The sequence below is a fragment of the uncultured Lactobacillus sp. genome (assembly GCF_947367085.1).
GTDB lineage: Bacteria > Bacillota > Bacilli > Lactobacillales > Lactobacillaceae > Lactobacillus.
The window spans coordinates 20382-37084 of sequence record NZ_CANBCP010000014.1 but is presented as its reverse complement, the minus strand read 5'-3'; the positions used below and the strand labels follow the sequence as shown (position 1 = coordinate 37084).

The 16703-nt window shown below is 35.4% G+C and carries 14 protein-coding genes; 5 read left to right on the top strand and 9 right to left on the bottom strand.

What is annotated here, in order from left to right; all coding sequences use genetic code 11:
- Positions 1-5: 5 nt before the first annotated feature.
- A complete protein-coding gene (pnuC, locus tag Q0Y70_RS04055) occupies positions 6-776 on the bottom strand; it encodes a nicotinamide riboside transporter PnuC (protein ID WP_297817028.1) in 771 nt (256 codons plus the stop codon).
- 275 nt (positions 777-1051) lie between these two features.
- Here pnuC and mscL point away from each other — a divergent pair, with 275 nt between their 5' ends.
- From mscL to Q0Y70_RS04040, 3 genes are all read left to right on the top strand, one after another.
- Complete coding sequence (mscL, locus tag Q0Y70_RS04050; RefSeq protein ID WP_297817025.1) at positions 1052-1426, top strand: large-conductance mechanosensitive channel protein MscL; 375 nt, start codon at positions 1052-1054, stop codon at positions 1424-1426.
- A gap of 197 nt (positions 1427-1623) precedes the next feature.
- Positions 1624-2427 (top strand): hypothetical protein, encoded by an 804-nt coding sequence (locus Q0Y70_RS04045; protein WP_297817019.1) that lies wholly within the window; start codon positions 1624-1626, stop codon positions 2425-2427.
- The gene (locus Q0Y70_RS04040; RefSeq protein WP_297817012.1) at positions 2415-6662 is read left to right on the top strand and encodes a hypothetical protein; all 4248 of its coding nucleotides are present in this window, start codon (positions 2415-2417) and stop codon (positions 6660-6662) included. The genes Q0Y70_RS04045 and Q0Y70_RS04040 overlap by 13 nt, the downstream gene beginning before the upstream one ends.
- 68 nt (positions 6663-6730) lie before the next feature.
- Here the strand turns inward: Q0Y70_RS04040 and Q0Y70_RS04035 are convergent, their stop codons facing one another.
- From Q0Y70_RS04035 to coaA, 3 genes are all read right to left on the bottom strand, one after another.
- Positions 6731-7465 (bottom strand): PAS domain-containing protein, encoded by a 735-nt coding sequence (locus tag Q0Y70_RS04035; RefSeq protein ID WP_297817008.1) that lies wholly within the window; start codon positions 7463-7465, stop codon positions 6731-6733.
- A 145-nt stretch (positions 7466-7610) separates the two neighbouring features.
- Positions 7611-8186, bottom strand: coding sequence for an elongation factor P (gene efp / locus Q0Y70_RS04030; protein WP_297817005.1), 576 nt, complete (start codon positions 8184-8186; stop codon positions 7611-7613).
- Between the two features lie 10 nt (positions 8187-8196).
- On the bottom strand, positions 8197-9027 hold the full coding sequence (gene coaA / locus Q0Y70_RS04025) for a type I pantothenate kinase (RefSeq protein ID WP_297817002.1): 831 nt from the start codon (positions 9025-9027) through the stop codon (positions 8197-8199).
- An 89-nt stretch (positions 9028-9116) separates the two neighbouring features.
- On the opposite strand from coaA, the gene Q0Y70_RS04020 reads away from it, so the two are divergent.
- The gene (locus Q0Y70_RS04020; RefSeq protein ID WP_297816997.1) at positions 9117-9671 is read left to right on the top strand and encodes a GDSL-type esterase/lipase family protein; all 555 of its coding nucleotides are present in this window, start codon (positions 9117-9119) and stop codon (positions 9669-9671) included.
- Between the two features lie 56 nt (positions 9672-9727).
- Here Q0Y70_RS04020 and Q0Y70_RS04015 read toward each other — a convergent pair whose 3' ends face one another.
- The 4 genes from Q0Y70_RS04015 to Q0Y70_RS04000 all read right to left on the bottom strand — a co-directional run bounded on the left by Q0Y70_RS04015 (position 9728) and on the right by Q0Y70_RS04000 (position 14373).
- The gene (locus Q0Y70_RS04015; protein WP_297816994.1) at positions 9728-10012 is read right to left on the bottom strand and encodes a hypothetical protein; all 285 of its coding nucleotides are present in this window, start codon (positions 10010-10012) and stop codon (positions 9728-9730) included.
- Between the two features lie 28 nt (positions 10013-10040).
- On the bottom strand, positions 10041-12335 hold the full coding sequence (gene helD, locus Q0Y70_RS04010; protein ID WP_297816991.1) for an RNA polymerase recycling motor HelD: 2295 nt from the start codon (positions 12333-12335) through the stop codon (positions 10041-10043).
- 139 nt (positions 12336-12474) lie between these two features.
- Positions 12475-13863, bottom strand: coding sequence for a hypothetical protein (locus tag Q0Y70_RS04005; RefSeq protein ID WP_297816988.1), 1389 nt, complete (start codon positions 13861-13863; stop codon positions 12475-12477).
- Positions 13864-13950: 87 nt separating this feature from the next.
- Positions 13951-14373, bottom strand: a complete 423-nt coding sequence (locus tag Q0Y70_RS04000) for a MarR family transcriptional regulator (protein ID WP_297816985.1) — start codon at positions 14371-14373, stop codon at positions 13951-13953.
- Positions 14374-14523: 150 nt separating this feature from the next.
- On the opposite strand from Q0Y70_RS04000, the gene Q0Y70_RS03995 reads away from it, so the two are divergent.
- Complete coding sequence (locus tag Q0Y70_RS03995) at positions 14524-15168, top strand: matrixin family metalloprotease (RefSeq protein WP_297816980.1); 645 nt, start codon at positions 14524-14526, stop codon at positions 15166-15168.
- Positions 15169-15215: 47 nt separating this feature from the next.
- Here the strand turns inward: Q0Y70_RS03995 and Q0Y70_RS03990 are convergent, their stop codons facing one another.
- On the bottom strand, positions 15216-16697 hold the full coding sequence (locus tag Q0Y70_RS03990) for a glycoside hydrolase family 1 protein (RefSeq protein WP_297816977.1): 1482 nt from the start codon (positions 16695-16697) through the stop codon (positions 15216-15218).
- Between the last annotated feature and the right edge of the window lie 6 nt (positions 16698-16703).

Sequence of the window (16703 nt, the reverse complement as noted above, 5' to 3'; positions counted from 1 at the left end):
TAATTTTACTTCTTAATTTCTTTCAAGCCTTCGCGTCTGCGTCCCATGTTAAACCAAGGTGAAACAGTAAATGCCAAAACGTCATTTACAACGTAGATCAATGAGTTAACAGCCATCGCTAAAGTTGCATCGCCTTGTGCAAAAGTTACTCCCCATAAGATTAATTGGAAGATACCACTAGCAGTCCACCAGAAATATTGGTTATTGTAACGTAAGAAACACATAATTCCAGCAGTAAGTGAAATAGCAAAACTAATTGCATCGATCCAAGGACGCGGATCGTTTGTAAACTTACCAATTAAGTAACCACTAACTGCATAAACAACTAACGTGCCTACAATCGCAATTACCCATTGCTTGGCACCGAACTTACGCAAGTGATTCTTAGTATCATCATTCCATGATCTTACAGACAGAATAACTGGTAAGTCCAAAGTTAAAATATATGCAATTTGTTCAAAAATAGAAAGATAGTTCTTTGCTTCCAAACCTGCATAAATAAAACAAGCGGCTGAAATCAAACCAAGCCAACCATTAATCGCCTTGGTTGCGTTGATTGCAAGTACACATAAAGTACCAAGCAAAGCTCCGATAAAAGTGATCACGGATAAAGCTGTGATCTTATTTTGAATTAAAATCGCTAATTGGAAGCCAAAAGCGAAAAACCATAACATATAGTTTTGTACTGGCCAGCCGTGTAACTGCTTTAACAGCCAAATGAAGTAATTGTCTTTTTTGGTAGACTTTGAACCATTTAATGATGCAGATTCTTGCATACAAACTCTCCTCTTTTTTCTAATAGGTTCACAAAATCTGTTATTTAATAAAATACAACATCTTGTGCCTTGTCCGTCTTTTTGTTAATAAAGACATCGATATCTAGTATATATGAGATAAATATCAAAACAAGTATTGACATTTTTCACTAATTAAAGTATTGAAGATTTTGCATTCTGCAATTCAAAAAAATATTGCTTATACTTCGCATCAAAAAGCCACTTTCAGTATAATTTTTATTATTCTATAAAAAATATTTGAGGAGGCGTTGAAATTGATCAAAGAATTCAAGGAATTTATCTCACGCGGGAACATGATGGACCTTGCTGTAGGAGTAATCATCGGGGCTGCTTTTACTGCAATTGTAAATTCCCTGGTAAAAAATTTAATTAACCCACTTATTGGACTATTTGTAGGAAAAATTGATCTTTCAGATTTAAAGTTTTCAATTGGGGATGCAACTTTTAGATACGGTAGTTTTCTGAATTCCGTTATTAATTTTCTGATTATCTCATTGGTCGTATTTTTATTGATCAAACTCATTAACAAACTAATGCCTAAGAAAAAGGAAGAACCTAAGAAAGAAATCGAAAATTCAGAACTTTACTTAAAAGAAATTAGAGACATATTGAAAGAGCAAAATAACTAAGTATTAAAGGCCTAGCTGTGCATAGCTAAGCCTTTTTCAGTTCATAAAAAAATCATTAATTGTACAAAATTAGTTCATAATCTAAACATAATACCTTCATAAATTATTCGTAATATATACATTGTTAAATTTGAAATCGAATTCAATATTATTACGTATATGATTATCATTTCTATACGATATGGAGGATACAAACTATGTTTAAATCAAAAAAGACGCAATTTGCAATCCGCAAATTATCGAAAGGGGCTGCTGCCGTCTTACTAAGTTTTGGCATTTTAGCTAATACAGCTGCTCCCCTAGTTTCTGCAGCTACTATTAATGAAAACAGTGAGCAAGTTGAAGACAAGACTGAAAATGATGAATCTAAAGTTAAAGATACTAATACAGCACAAGATTCACACTCAGAAAATACCAACCAGACCCAAGATGGACATGGCACTACTCGAGGATCTTCTGATCCAGACTTGCTTTATCATAAAAAAGAAAAACAATATTCTAAAAGTATAAGAACAATTACAGGTAAAACTCCTACAGGAGAAGAAATCAATAAAAGACAAACTGTAAACTTTTGGCGCTATAGATATTACTGCACATACTCCGTTCCATGTAAAGATGAATTTAGTGAGTGGGAAAACTCTAGTCAAATTACTCAATGGGCATCCTACGAGATCCCTGAATTTGATGGATACGACATTTACATCAACGGAGAAAAAGCAGCTAGTAACGTAATTAATGAAGCGACTCCTAAAGCTGAGCAAAACGAAACCTTAAACATTACATATGTTAAAAAGGCAGACCAACCAATTGAGCCCGATAATCCAAAAGATCCAGCACAAAAAGATTTCTTCAAAACATTCACTAGAAAGATTACTATCAAATATGCTGATGGTAAAACAGAAGAAATTATACAAGAAGCCATCTTCTATCAAACTAAAACTGGGGATAAGTTCAATAATGATTGGAAAGCGTGGAAGGGACAAAATGTTTGGAGCAACTAACACCAAATAGATATACAGGACACAAATACACAATTACGACTGACGGATATACGAGTGGTACAATTGTTCCTGAGATTACCTTTGAAAATGTCCAAGAGGGAAGAAACTCTGACGTACTTATTGCCTATGAATATACAGATGCGGCTAAAAGTACAGTTAATGTCAAATTTACGCTAGATAGTGAAGAAGTTGGTCACCTTGATCCTATCCAACTCTCACCAGGAGAAAAATTACAAGCTGATGAACTTAATTCTCAAATTAATACATTTTTAAAAGAGAATGGTTATGAATTGGAAGTGGAATCAAGTCGTCCAGAGGGATTTACTGGTCCTAACGAACCAACTATCTATGACATCACACTAGCAGTTAAGCCAAAACGTCAAACTATTACTCCAGACGATGTTAAAGATCCTATCAAAGAAAAATTACGTAAACACTTTACACGTACAATTAATATTGTCCTTCCAGACGGTAAAACTAATAAGGTTACCCAAATTGTAACCTTTGAAAGAAATAAAATTGTTGAAGCCGGCAAAGAAAACTACACTAAATGGGAAGTTGTTAGCGAAAATAAGGATTGGGAAAAATATAATGTTGACCAAATCGATGGTTACCAATCTTATGTAGATGGCAAATTAAACAATGTTGTTGAACAAGAAGATGTTGACTTTAACACAAATGACAAAACAGTTAACGTAACTTATGTAAATGCTAAGTACGCTGACATCAAGATTTCTTACCAAACTGCTGACGACAAGACTATTAAAACTTTGGACAGAATCGATCTTGCTCAAGGCCAGACTTTCTCAAAAGACCTACTTGAAACTATCGTTAACGAGAACTTACCTGCTGGCTACGAAATCGTAGAAGTTAAGGGATTAGAAGACGTTACTGCTGATGTAGAAAACAAATCACACAACGTCACAGTAACAGTCAAAAAATCTAAAATAGTTACCACTCCTGACGATGTCAAAGATCCTGTTAAAGAGGGCTTAATAAAACATATCACTCGTCGAATCAAGATCGCTTTACCAAACGGACAGACTCAAGATAAAGTTCAAACTGTCTCCTTCCAAAGAAACAGAATTGAAGAAAATGGTAAAATTACCCATACTGGTTGGGAATTACTAGGCGATAAAAAATCGTGGGACAAATTCAATGTAGAACAATTTGAAAACTACACTTCTCAAGTTGATGGTCAGCCAAATAACGTTGTTGAAGAAAAAGACGTTACCTCAACAATGAAAAATGAATTAGTTTATGTTTCTTACGTAAACAAATACTACGCTGATATCAAGATTGCTTACCAAACTGCTGATGGCAAGACTATTAAGGCTTTAGACAGAATCGACCTTTCTCAAGGCCAGACTTTCTCGAAGGATATTCTTGAAAACATCATCAACAAGAACTTGCCTGACGGCTACGAAATCACGAAAGTTGATGGATTAGAAGATGTTACTGCTGACGTAGAAAACAAGTCACACAAAGTCACTATTACAGTTAAGAAAAAGCAAGTACTTATCACTCCTGACGATGTCAAAGACCCTGTCAAAGAGGGCTTACGTAAGCACGTAACTCGCTTAATCAAGATCGCTCTTCCAAACGGTAAAACTCGCGAAGTTAAGCAAGTTGTTACATTCGAAAGAAACAAAATCATTGATAATGACGAATCTCCTGTCTTTACTCAATGGCAATTAGCTAAAGGCAGTAACAAGGGCTGGGATAAATTCAACGTTGAACAATTCGACGGCTACACTAGCTATGTTGACGCAAAAGCAGACAATGTCATCGAGGATGTTGATCAAGTTTACTGGAATACTGAAGATCAAATCGTTTACGTAACTTACGAAAACCAAAACTTTGCTGACATTAAGATTTCTTATGAAAATGTAGATGGCGAAGTTTTAAAAGCTTTAGACAGAATCGACCTCCACAAGGGTGAAAAATACTCTAAAGAAAAGTTGCAATCAATCATTAATGCCAACTTGCCTGAGAGTTATGAAATCGTTACTGTCAAGGACTTAGATGACGTTGTTGCTGAAAAAGAAAACCAATCCTTCAATATTGTTGCGGTAATTAAGCCAGCTAAGAAGATCATTACTCCAGATGATGTCAAGAATCCTGACGATGAAAGATTAGTCAAACGCATCACTCGTAAAATCAACATCACTCTTCCTAATGGTGAAACTAAACAAAAGATTCAAACTGTTTCTTTCCAAAGAAATAGAATTGAAGAAGGCGATAAGATTTCTTACACTCCTTGGGAATTAGCGGGTTCCGACAAGTCTTGGGCTAAATACAACATTGATCAAATTGACGGCTTCCAATCTTATGTAGATGGCAAGTTAGACAATGTCGTTGAAGAAAAAGACGTTAACTGGGATGACAGAGACGAAGAAGTTAATGTAACCTACCTTACTGAAAAATTCGCTGATATTAAGATCTCTTACCAAACTTCCGATGGTAAAATCGTTAAAGCTTTAGATCCAATCGACTTACGTAAAGGCGACAGCTTTTCTGTAAACCACTTGAACGAAATCATCGCTGATAACTTACCAAAAGATTACCAAATAACAGCAATCAAGGGACTTAAAGATATCATTGCTGAAAAAGAAAACGAATCTTTTGAAATCACAGTAACAATTAAAAAGCCTAAGCAAGTGATCACTCCACAAGAAGTTGAAGACCCTGAAAAAGAAGGCTTTATTAAGAAGATTACTCGAACAATCGATATCACTCTTCCTAATGGTAAAAAGCAAATAGAAAAACAAACTGTTTCTTACACTAGAAATAAGATCGTAGATGATGGTCAAGAAAGCTGGACTCACTGGACTTTAGCAGATGATTCTGCTAAGAATTGGGCAAAATACAACATTGATCAAATTGACGGCTATGAATCTTATGTTGACGGCAAGTTAAACAATGTCGTTGAAGAAAAAGACGCCAACTGGGATGATAACGATGAAACAGTTTATGTAAAATACAGCCAAGTAAACGCCATGGATGTTAAAGTCAATATCAAGGATAAAGATGGCAAATTAGCTGACAAGAGTCTTAAAAAAATTGACTTAACAGGCAGTCAAAAACTGTCATTAGCTGAATTAAACGAGAAGATCAAAGCTCAAATTCCTAAGGGCTATCACATCGTTCAAGTTTCAGGTATGCCTGAAAAAGACATTGTAGCAAGTGACTACCCTAACAACTCTTCACTCGACATCACTGTCACTATTGAAGCTGACGAAAAGTATGCTTATGACTACGAAGACGGTGATTTAATTAAGCGTTTAATCCGCCACATTTACGTAGTAAAGCCTAATGAAGAAAGACAGTTAAAAGAAGTTCAAAAAGTTACTTTCGTTAGAAAGAAAGTACACAAATCTAAAGTAGATTCGGTTTCTGCCTTGTCAGCTCGTGCTAATGTCAATGAATGGGACTACAGCGACTGGGAATTACATAAGACTGAAGGGAACTCTGGAAAATGGTCTTCTTACAAGGTTGAAAAACTCGACAAACATAAGGCGGTTGTGAAGTATCCTAAGTTCTTTGATGATCCAGAAGATCGTGAAATCGAAACTGATGAAGTTGAAGAACGTGCAGTTCCGACTCCAGATCTTGAAAATGATGAAGACGAAATCAGAGAAGTCGAAGTTCAATACGTTCCAGTCAAAGACGAAGAAGGCGATGACAAACCTGATAAACCTGTAGATCCTGATAAACCTGACAAGCCTACAGATCCAGATAAGCCAACTGACCCTGATCAACCTGGCTCAGACGATAAACCAACTGATCCTGATCAGCCATCAGAAGATGACAAGCCTAATAACCCATCTAATCCAGATGATGATAGCACTAGCAAGCCTGGTGACAACGATGATTCAAACGACACTAGCCAACCTGAAAATCCAGGTCAAAATGGTAATAACTCTTCAATTGAAGGCAATGATTCAGTAAATGGTTCAACTGATTCTGAAAATGGCAATTCTTCAAATTCAACAACAGGTAATGACGAAAGCACTTCCTCATCACCTATCTTAACTACTCCAAGTTCTTCTTCAAATATTAGACCACTTGGAGAAAGTAACCCATCAATCAACCTTACATCAACCAACGAAGAATTACCTCAATCAGGAGCAGGCGCTACCTTATCTACTGAAGTTGCTGGATTGATTAGTATTGCCGCTTCCACAGTAATTGGAACAATTGGCTATCTAATTGGTCGCAAGAAAAAGAAATAAGTTGTAACCAGGACAAAAAAAGAAAGTAAGATGAATTTTTTCTTACTTTCTTTTTGTTTACTCTTAAATTAATGATGAGAAGCTCCCGATGATGTATCAGTCTTTGGCTTTTCAACTTCTTCTGGCATCTGAGCTTTTCTTGATGCACCAGTTGCAGCATCAGCATCGCGTTTAAAAGTTGCTCCACTAACCGCATCTGGGTCATCAACGAGTTTTTGTCCAGTGGTTTCACAGAAATATTTTACCAGCGGATACAAATCTTGGACCCATTCATAAATCCCCATGTAGTTGCCATCTTCGTCTTCAATTCTCTTATAATCGTGTAAGATCATCTTATGACGATTACCATTTGGAACTGGCATTTTAACTTCGTCATGTCCGCCAACTTTATGACGTAAAGCATAAACGACTTTTTTGGCTTCTGGAATAACATCCCTGACATCTGGGTGAACTGCTCCCATAGTGTCTCCTACTTGATCTGGAGTGCGGCTAGCGAGCATCTTTTTACTTGAATCAAGTGGTCTGTTGTACCACAAGAATTGGTTATTATCATCAACATAAGTTAATTCACCAAAGGTGCGACGAAGCATCCAGTTGATTTGATTAACAGTCAACAAGCCTGCATCTAACTTAACATAGTCATCGCCTTGAGCTGCATTGACCTTTTTTGCAGCTTTTTCAAGCCAGTCAGGATCGTTTTTATCAATGCCTTCAACTGTATAACGTGACTTACCTGAAGCTTCAAAGTCTTCTTTCATGTAGTCTTCTTCTTTAATATCTTTTAGCCATTTTGGTTCTGCCATAATAAACACTTCCTAAAAATAAAATTTATACTCTAATTTTAAATTGAAAGCGATTTCTATGCAATATAATATATAACTATTTAATATAAAATATTATATATAAGTGGCTATATAAAAATATAATAATGGAATATAAATGAATAAATTAGCGGCTAATGCTATCTGCTCGGCCCTTGTAATCACCGTTTTCAGTACCGATAATCAGTTCTTCGCCTTCATTAATAAAATCAGGTACAGTTACTACTAACCCTGTCTCCATAGTTGCAGGCTTACCACCAGCTGCAGCAGTGGCACCTTTAATGCCAGGTTGAGTTTCACTTACTTTCATTTTAACGGTTGATGGCAAGTTGATACCGATCAACTTTCCTTCGTCTGTGAACTTTAACTCAACATCAATATTTGGCATTAAAAATTTTGATTCTTGCTCTAAGTGTTCTTTAGGAATCATGTATTGTTCATAGGTTTGTTGGTCCATAAAGATATAATTAGCTTCATCATCATAAAGATATTGTGCCTTTTTGAGCGACACTTCAACTAATTCCACTTTTTCACTTGGACGCATCGTCTTATGTACTACTGCGCCGCTAATAACATCACGTAGGTCCATTTGCATAACAGTATTACCTTTACCAGGCTTATGGTGGTTACTCTTTAAAACTTCGATTAACTTTCCATCTTGACTAAAAATCATACCTTTTTTCAATTCGATTGCTTGTGTCATTTCTATTCTCCTAAAACTTCTTAATATAAAAATCACTGAATGTGTGATCTTTTTGCTTTTTAATAATTAAATCTGCTCTTGTTTTACTTGGAGCGATATATTTAACTAAATTTTTGTAATTAACGCTTTGCCAAACATCCTTAGCTAGCTTATCGGCTTTTTCAATTGGCCAGTGAGCCCACTCATAATAAAAATTATCTGGGTTATTTTCATTTAACTTAAGTAGGCTATGAAATCGCTGCATAAACCAATACTCAAGATCTTCATCTGCCGCATCTAAATAAATGCCCAAATCTAAGAAATCACTTGGAGGCTGAAACTTTTCTGGCACTTGTAAAATATTAATGCCTTCGATAATTACAATATTGCAATTGCTAATCTTACCCACTCTATCAGTAACCAAGTCAGATATCTCTTGTGAGTAAAGTCGATAGGGGACATTATTTTTACCAACTTTAAGTGCACACAAAAAGTTATTCAGAGCCTGCCAGTTAAAAGATACCGGAAACCCCTTTTGATCCATTAATCCCTTAGCTTTCAATTCATTATTCGACATCAAAAAACCATCAGTTGAAACTACCGCAGTCTTTAAATCAGGGTAATTTTGATTTAACAAATCCTCTACTTTTTTTGCAAAAGTTGACTTACCTGCAGCAACTGAGCCTGCAATTCCAATGATAAAAGGAGCAGTTATAGTTTGGTTCAAGAACAATTCTCTTTGCTTTTGCTGGTTGAAAAATTCGTTTAGCTGATATGCAAAATAATCTGCTAAAAAATTTTCGCTTGGAGGGTTAAACTCCTGCCACTTGCATGGTGTGATATGAATAAATTCGTTTTGCAAAATCTAGCCCTCCTTTAACCTTCTTGACTAGTAATTCGTCACTGTTCAGCCTATCATATATATTGAGAGAAAGAAAAGAAGTTTTTGATATGAAAAAGATAATCCTTTTTGGCGATTCCATCCTCGCTGGCTTTAAAGATGGAATCCCAACAGACGCTATTACAAGCGCCCTGCAAAAAAGGTTCCCCCAATTTAAAATACTGAATCATTCCGTTCCCGGAGCTACAAGCCAAGAAGGATTAGACTTTCTTGATTTACGTGTAAAACCTCCATATGATTTAGTTGTTTTAGGATTAGGAACTAATGATGCCAGCGTTAAATTAGGTCTTAGTGCTGGTCAATATGCCAAGAATTTGCAAGATATTGTCGATCACATCGGTCGAGATAAGATCATTTTAATGGGACCGTCATATACCAACTGGAAAGTTGCTTTAGATCAAGCGTGGCCACGCACATTGCAGTTTGAATTAGTAGCTAAAGAGTGTGCACGCCGTAATAAACTCCCATTTCTAGATTTAGCTGGGTTGTTGCAAAAAAGGCCATTTCCTAATGAATTATTGCAAGCTGATGGTATTCATTTAAATGATGATGGCAATAAAATATTGATCGATAACTTAGCTAACTTAATTGAGCAAAAGTTGTAGCAAAAAAAGGCTGATAATCTTAATGTGCAGATTATCAACCTTTTTAATATACGTTTTTACAAGCTAGCTCCCCATAGATTATTTCCCAATTCATTTAAAGAGAATAATTTATCCCAGAGCTTGCGTGTCTTTTCATTGAATTTTAAATTATCTGATGTTTTAACAATTGGTGCATGATTGAAAAAATACTGCAGCTGGCCAGTAAAAGCAACACCGTTGCTCTTTTTGATTGTTGTTAAACTTTCGCAGACATACTCAGTTAATGAAGAAGAAGGATAATCATGAATTAAAGCCTGTGCTAATTCACTCATAACTTCAACAACTTGCGTTTTTGAAACCATATCTAACATCCCATTTCTAATAATAAACTTATTTATTCACATAAGTATTTTTATCTAGGTCATCAAATAATGGGCTTAATTGTCCCTGATAGATCAAATCTAGCTTATACATCGCACGAGATGTAATTGTGTAAAGAAGCTGGGTTTCATCTAGTTCATGGTAATTACTTTCTGAAACATCCCAAGCTACTACTGCGTCAAACTCTAATCCTTTAGCCAAATATGATGGCATAATTAAAGTTCCTTCAACTAAACGTTGGTTAGCAGAAGCAACTAGCGTAGCTTTTACATTCCTCTTTTTGAGCTCGGCACTAACTTGTTGAGACTGCTCTAAGGTCTTAGTAATAATAGCTGTGGTCAGCTTAGCAGCATCATTTTCTTTCAAAATATCAACTAAGGCATCATATTCGCTACCTTCACTATCACGCTTATAAAAGGCAGGTTTAGGACCCTTGCGATCAAAGGCCTCGATCTTTTCACCTTGACGCAAAATTTGCTTAGTAAAGTCAGTCAGCTCTTTAGTAGAACGATATGACTTAGTAAGCTGGACTACATCAGTTTTTTTAGGATCAAATAATTTCGAAATTTGTCCTAGCAAGGTCTTACTTTCATCTTTTGTAAAAATCGCCTGGTTCAAATCACCCAGCATCGTGAACTTAGCACGTGGGAAATTATATTTAAGATATGCCAATTGAAATGGTGTGTAATCTTGAATTTCATCAATAAAGGCATAGCGCATTTCATAGTCAGTTCTTCGACCTGTCACTAGGTCGTAAAGATAAAGATATGGCGAAATATCACCCATCTTAATCTTGTGATCAACAAAGTTTTTCTTAACTTCTTCAACGTGCTTTTGCCACTGGGTTTCACTAATATTCCATTTTGATAAATCAATCAATTTCGGAACAGCTCTTAAAAATGCTAAGTATTGACCACGAATGTTTAAAAAGCGGTTTTGATTAATCTTGCGAGCGACTTGTTTCAATTGTTTGATAACAATCTTACGAGCTAAGAAATGTTCTTCTTTAGCACTCGACTCAAATTCTTGATCTGGACGATCATAAAGTTTATTAAGCTGTTCTTGATCCAGTGACTCAATAGTGCGACTCACCCAAGCTTTGTGAGTTTCAGGTTCTACTCGATGATTTAAGCTAGAGATAAGCGCTTCTTTCGTAGCTTCAATTCTGTTTCTTAAATGATAATTTTCATTGAAGCTATAGTAGATCTCTTTAATCTTTTCTTTGTCGTAAAACGGCTTTTTGGGATCTTTAAAGAGAATATTTCTAAAGAGCATCCCACTTTTTTCAAGGTGGTTAGCATAGCGCGTGACAGCATTAAAGAAGGCAAGTGAATCCTTTAAGTTCGCAATATCTTTATCTTCTTTTTGATCTTCGAATTGCTCAAATAAAGTTTCAACATCCATGCCAGGCACACGACGTGATACAAACTGCCAATATGTCATCTGAACCATGTTTTGTTCACCCATTTCAGGTAAAACATTTTTGACATAGTCATTAAATAATTGGTTTGGACTAAACATGATGACATCACTAGAAGTTAAGTTACCACGATAGCGATAAAGCAAATATGCCACTCTTTGCATAATTGCACTTGTTTTACCAGAACCAGCTGCACCTTGAACAAAAAGTAAATCCGCATCAGTATTACGGATAATCTTATTTTGTTCACGCTGAATGGTAGTTACAATCGACTTCATCTGCGTTGATGACTTTTCATTTAAGACATTCAGCAGCATCTGGTCACCAATTGATTCATTGGTATCAAACATGTTAGTGATCTTACCGTCTTCAATTAAAAACTGACGCTTTTTGGTCATATCGACGGTTTGCTCACCATCAGGTGCATTATAAGTAACTTCGCCCAATTTTCCATCATAATAAATCGACGAAATCGGCGCACGCCAATCATAAATCAAGAAATGATCATCTTTATCCGCAAAGGAACCTAAACCAATATAAATAGTTTCAGGTTCTTCACCCTTTTCTTGAAAATCCACCCGTGCAAAATATGGCTTTTTCTCTAATCTCTTTAAAGTTGAAAGTTGTTTAGCAGAATGTTGCCAAGCATTTTGACGCTCTTGCAGCATTTGTTGCTGCTGATGAATTGATAAAGCTGTATCCATAGAAGTGGAATAGCCATCGTAATCTAGTTTTAGATCATCAAAAAAGTGAGCATTCAAATTTTGAGCTTCTGATTGAGCTCGGTTAATAGATTTGTCTAGTTGACCCTCACGAGTTTTAATGAGTCCTAAAACATCATCTAAATGTTTTTGTTCTTTTTGTTGTTCGGTTTCTTTTGCCAAATTAATCACCTATTTTGCGTTAATTTAAAAACTTTGCATACTATTTTATCATAAATGTATACGCTTACCAAATTCTGACTATTATCTTAAACTTAAGACAAATAAAAAATGACCTAGACACAAATCTAAGTCATTTTAGTTAATTAGCTTTTTTATTATTTACAAAAACATACCAGATAATTCCTACTAACAAGATAATGATCCCAATTGCTAAGACCCAAGTGCCCGGACCAAATTGATGATAATTAAAAAGCATAAAAATCAAAGCTCCAATAAAGGTAATAATAATTCCCCACCGAATTAACAATTGAAAAATATAATTCTGTTTTGCTTTCAATGATTTTTCTGCTAGCAGCATCAAGGTCATCATTGCTGGAAATAGTAATAAGCAAATATCGACATGCAGCAAACGGAAAATAAACCCAAAATCTCCGCGTGGAGTTGTAGCTACATCGGAATTATAAAGATCCGCGCGATACTCTTCTAAAAAGCCAAGCCCACCAACTGCGAGCGAAATGCACAGCATCCCTATAAATAAACCAATTGCTGTATATCTTGCACTTTTAGTTAATGGATGATTTTTTTGTTTACCAAAAGCACAAGCTCCAGTAGTTAAAATACCTCCGATAAAAACGAAAACCCCAATCACAAAGTCGCCCAAATCAACACCAGCTACACTTTGACCGCGCGGTTCAAAGAAGCCTTTTTCAGTAAATAAATGTGGAATCTGAACGCCGGAACCACCTAGGCCTGACACCAAATAAATTGCTAGCATCAAAATAATTCCGATGATTATTAAAACTTCACCCACACTGCGAATTTTCTTAGCGTCTCCCACTAAAGATCTGCCGAAACGGTAATTGCCAATCGCTAATATTAAACACAAAATTGATACTACAATCATATCAGAGTGTGTGCGCAATAATGCATCTTGCCATTGAGGTAAAGTATATCCGATTTTATTGGCATACCAGCCAAAAATACCTGGCCAATTACCAAAATCTAAAATAAAACCAGCCAAATCACCAAATAAAGCAGCAATCATGGCGGCAATTGAGGCAAGCAGCCCTATCGCATACGCTTTCGTACTCTTTAGAGTTTGGTCTTTGATAATAACAAAGCCGACAACTAAAGAAATTAAGATTACATCTAGGGCAAACATACTTAGAATTTGATACCACAAAGTAATCTTATATTTCATTGAGCGATTAATTGCACCACCAGTTACACCAATGACAACACAAACAATTGTGGCGTAAAAGATAATTTTTTTAATCAACTCACTCAAGTTAAAGCTTTGAGCTACAAGAAGGCCCGTTATTCCGGCAAATCCAACTGTTAACCCGTGTAGATAAAAAATACGAGCATAATTCAATTCAGATCCACGTACTGTGTAAAATGCAAAAGGATGCGGCATTAGTAGCGGTCCAATTAGTCCATAAACTACCATCAACACAATCAACATCTTTATAATTTGGACCCAAGAAAATCTTCCTAGACCCAATTTCATCTCATTTTCTTTCTCCATTTTCCTCACCTAATTTAGTACGTTTTCGTACTATTACTATAACCTTATAATAATGCAGAAAATGGAAAAGTCAATCTGAAATATAGCCTAATCTAAATTGGCGATTAAATTTTCAATTATTTGGTCAAACACAGCAAGATAGCTAGCGTACTCTTGGTCTGACAAGCCTTTAGAAGCCGCTTTTTCAGCCTGAGTTAATTTTTCAATTATTGGTAAAGTAAAATCTTTACCTTCTTGTGTTAAAGTAATGAATTTTTTTCGTTTATCCTCACTATCAGCGATAACGGAGATATATCCTTTTTTAACATACTTATTTCTAAATGAATTCAATGTCTGTTTAGGTATACTCCACAGTTTACTAATTTCGCTCATCGTAGCACGTTCATGTTGCACTAAATAATAAAAGCAGTGCAGCTCATTGTAGCTTAAACCATATTTTTTAGCGAAACCAGAATAAATTTGAGTAAAACTAGCGATATATTCGCTTATTTGATCATATTTGTTGTTCATATTCTTCAATTCCTTTTCTCAAGATAAAATTATTGTACAGCCTATAAACTAGTAAAATAAACTTAAGACAAATAAAAGTAGTTTTTACACATTTCTTAACTATTAGCTACTATAATAACTAAGAACAATTTTAAATATCGAGATGAAATAATGAAAAGATTTATCCGTAATCTAGTGATCTTATTACTATTAGGATTTTCTGGATTATTTGCTTACCAACACGCAGGTCCTTATTTGCAAAGAACCTTTGGCACAACTAATATTTTGCCTTATGTTTCTTATCGTGTTCAGCAATTTATTGAACCAAAACGAACCTTGCAAAAAGATGAGTCTCCAGATAACGATGGAAATCATGCCTTTAGCAAGCCAAGCGCTAATGTTTATATCGACTTATCTAACCCCACTTTACGAAATGCCAGCATCGATGCCTTGAATGCCTGGAATAATACCGGTGCTTTTACTTTTAGGATTACTCAAAATAAAAATGACGCCCAAATTATTATTAAAGCCATGAATGATGCGACTACCAACGCAGCTGGCCTTACTAATACACAATATAATTCGCTGACTGGTCATTTAATTAAGGCAACTGTAAACTTAAACAGTTATTATCTTCTCAACCAGTATTACGGCTATAATATGAATCGAATTATAAATACTGCCGAACATGAATTAGGACATGCAATCGGGTTAAATCACCGAAATGACGTGTCTGTCATGTATCCTCAAGGGTCTTTTTATACAATTCAGCCAATTGATGTCCAAAATGTCAAAAAATTATACAAAGAAAACTAAATACACTCAAAAAGCAGTTAGCTCATCGTATGTGAGTTAACTGCTTTTTAATTAAAAAATGATCGATCTATTTCATTACCTTGATTAAGTAAATCTTGATACCAATAATATGAATCTTTCAAATAGCGCTTATAAGTGCCATTACCTAGATCGTCTAAATCAACATAAATTAAACCATAGCGCTTTGACATTTGCGTTGTTGAAGCAGATACCATATCTGTTGTTCCCCAAATGCAGTATCCTAAAATTTCTACTCCATCTTCTTGCATAGAAATGAGAACTTGCTCGATATGCTTTTTTAAATATTCGATGCGATATTGATCGTGAACTCTGCCATCTGGCGTTAATTCGTCCTTAGCTCCCAAGCCATTTTCTAAGATAAACAGTGGCTTTTGATATCGATCATATAAATCTAAAAGCATAATCCTTAATCCAGTTGGATCAATCTGCCAGCCCCAATCACTTGTTGGTAAATATTTATTATAAACACCCTTTGTACGATTAGCCTTGGTAACTTTAAGGCCTTTTGTATCATAGGCGGTACATACAGAGGAATAATAAGAAAAAGCTACAAAGTCCGCTGTATTGTTTTTTAATAATTTCTTGTCACTTGCACTGATTTGAAGAGGAATGCCCTTATTTTTTAGTTTTATTAATAAGCTTCTCGGATATTTACCACGTACTTGAATATCGCTAAAGTCATAACTTTGGCGCATCACTTGACGCGCTTTCAAGGTGTTTTTAGGATCGCTATTATATGGATAAACCATGGTGGCTGTGATCATACTACCAACTTTTAGATCGTTATAATTTTCATGAACATATTTAATGATTTCAGCTGAAGCAATAAATTGATTGTGCATGGCTTGATAGATGACAGCTTCAAAATTTTCACCAGGAAATCTATCTTTTATTAATCCTGCTGAAGAATAGGGATGGCGAATAATACTATCGATTTCATTAATTGGTACCCAATACTTTACGATGTCATGATAGCGCTCAATTACTACTTTAGCGAATTTAACAAACATATCACCGACTTGTCTGTCATACCAAGCATTATAATTTAATACCAAATTTAGTGGCATTTCATAGTGCGATAGAGTCACAATTGGCTGAATATGATACTTTTTTAACTCAGTAAACAATTTATCATAAAATTTCAAACCAGCTTCGTTGGGCTGATCATCATCCCCATTTGGAAAAATTCGACTCCAAGCAATCGATGTTCGAAAAGTTTTAATTCCCAAAGCTGCTAACTGCTGAATATCTTGAGGATAACGATGATAAAAATCTACTCCATGGCGTTTACCCCAAGCTTTACTAGTATTATCGTTAATCGCTGTTTCAATTTCAGCTGTCGTCATTTCATTAACTTTTTTATAGTCAGCTAGATCTTGATTAGGATTATACTTTTCACAATCAGCAATCGACATCCCTTTACCGTCTTCATTCCAGGCGCCTTCTACCTGGTTAGCCGAAGTAGCTACACCCCATAAAAAATCTTTTGGAATTTGATATTTATCCATAATTTC

Excerpts from the sequence above, each read along its gene's own strand:
- Q0Y70_RS04020 (WP_297816997.1), top strand. The coding sequence starts at position 9,117 with ATGAAAAAGATAATCCTTTTTGGCGATTCCATCCTCGCTGGCTTTAAA.
- Q0Y70_RS03990 (WP_297816977.1), bottom strand. The coding sequence starts at position 16,697 with ATGGATAAATATCAAATTCCAAAAGATTTTTTATGGGGTGTAGCTACT.
- Q0Y70_RS03995 (WP_297816980.1), top strand. The coding sequence starts at position 14,524 with ATGAAAAGATTTATCCGTAATCTAGTGATCTTATTACTATTAGGATTT.
- efp (WP_297817005.1), bottom strand. The coding sequence starts at position 8,186 with ATGACACAAGCAATCGAATTGAAAAAAGGTATGATTTTTAGTCAAGAT.
- Q0Y70_RS04045 (WP_297817019.1), top strand. The coding sequence starts at position 1,624 with ATGTTTAAATCAAAAAAGACGCAATTTGCAATCCGCAAATTATCGAAA.
- Q0Y70_RS04000 (WP_297816985.1), bottom strand. The coding sequence starts at position 14,373 with ATGAACAACAAATATGATCAAATAAGCGAATATATCGCTAGTTTTACT.
- pnuC (WP_297817028.1), bottom strand. The coding sequence starts at position 776 with ATGCAAGAATCTGCATCATTAAATGGTTCAAAGTCTACCAAAAAAGAC.
- Q0Y70_RS04035 (WP_297817008.1), bottom strand. The coding sequence starts at position 7,465 with ATGGCAGAACCAAAATGGCTAAAAGATATTAAAGAAGAAGACTACATG.
- Q0Y70_RS04015 (WP_297816994.1), bottom strand. The coding sequence starts at position 10,012 with ATGGTTTCAAAAACGCAAGTTGTTGAAGTTATGAGTGAATTAGCACAG.
- Q0Y70_RS04005 (WP_297816988.1), bottom strand. The coding sequence starts at position 13,863 with ATGGAGAAAGAAAATGAGATGAAATTGGGTCTAGGAAGATTTTCTTGG.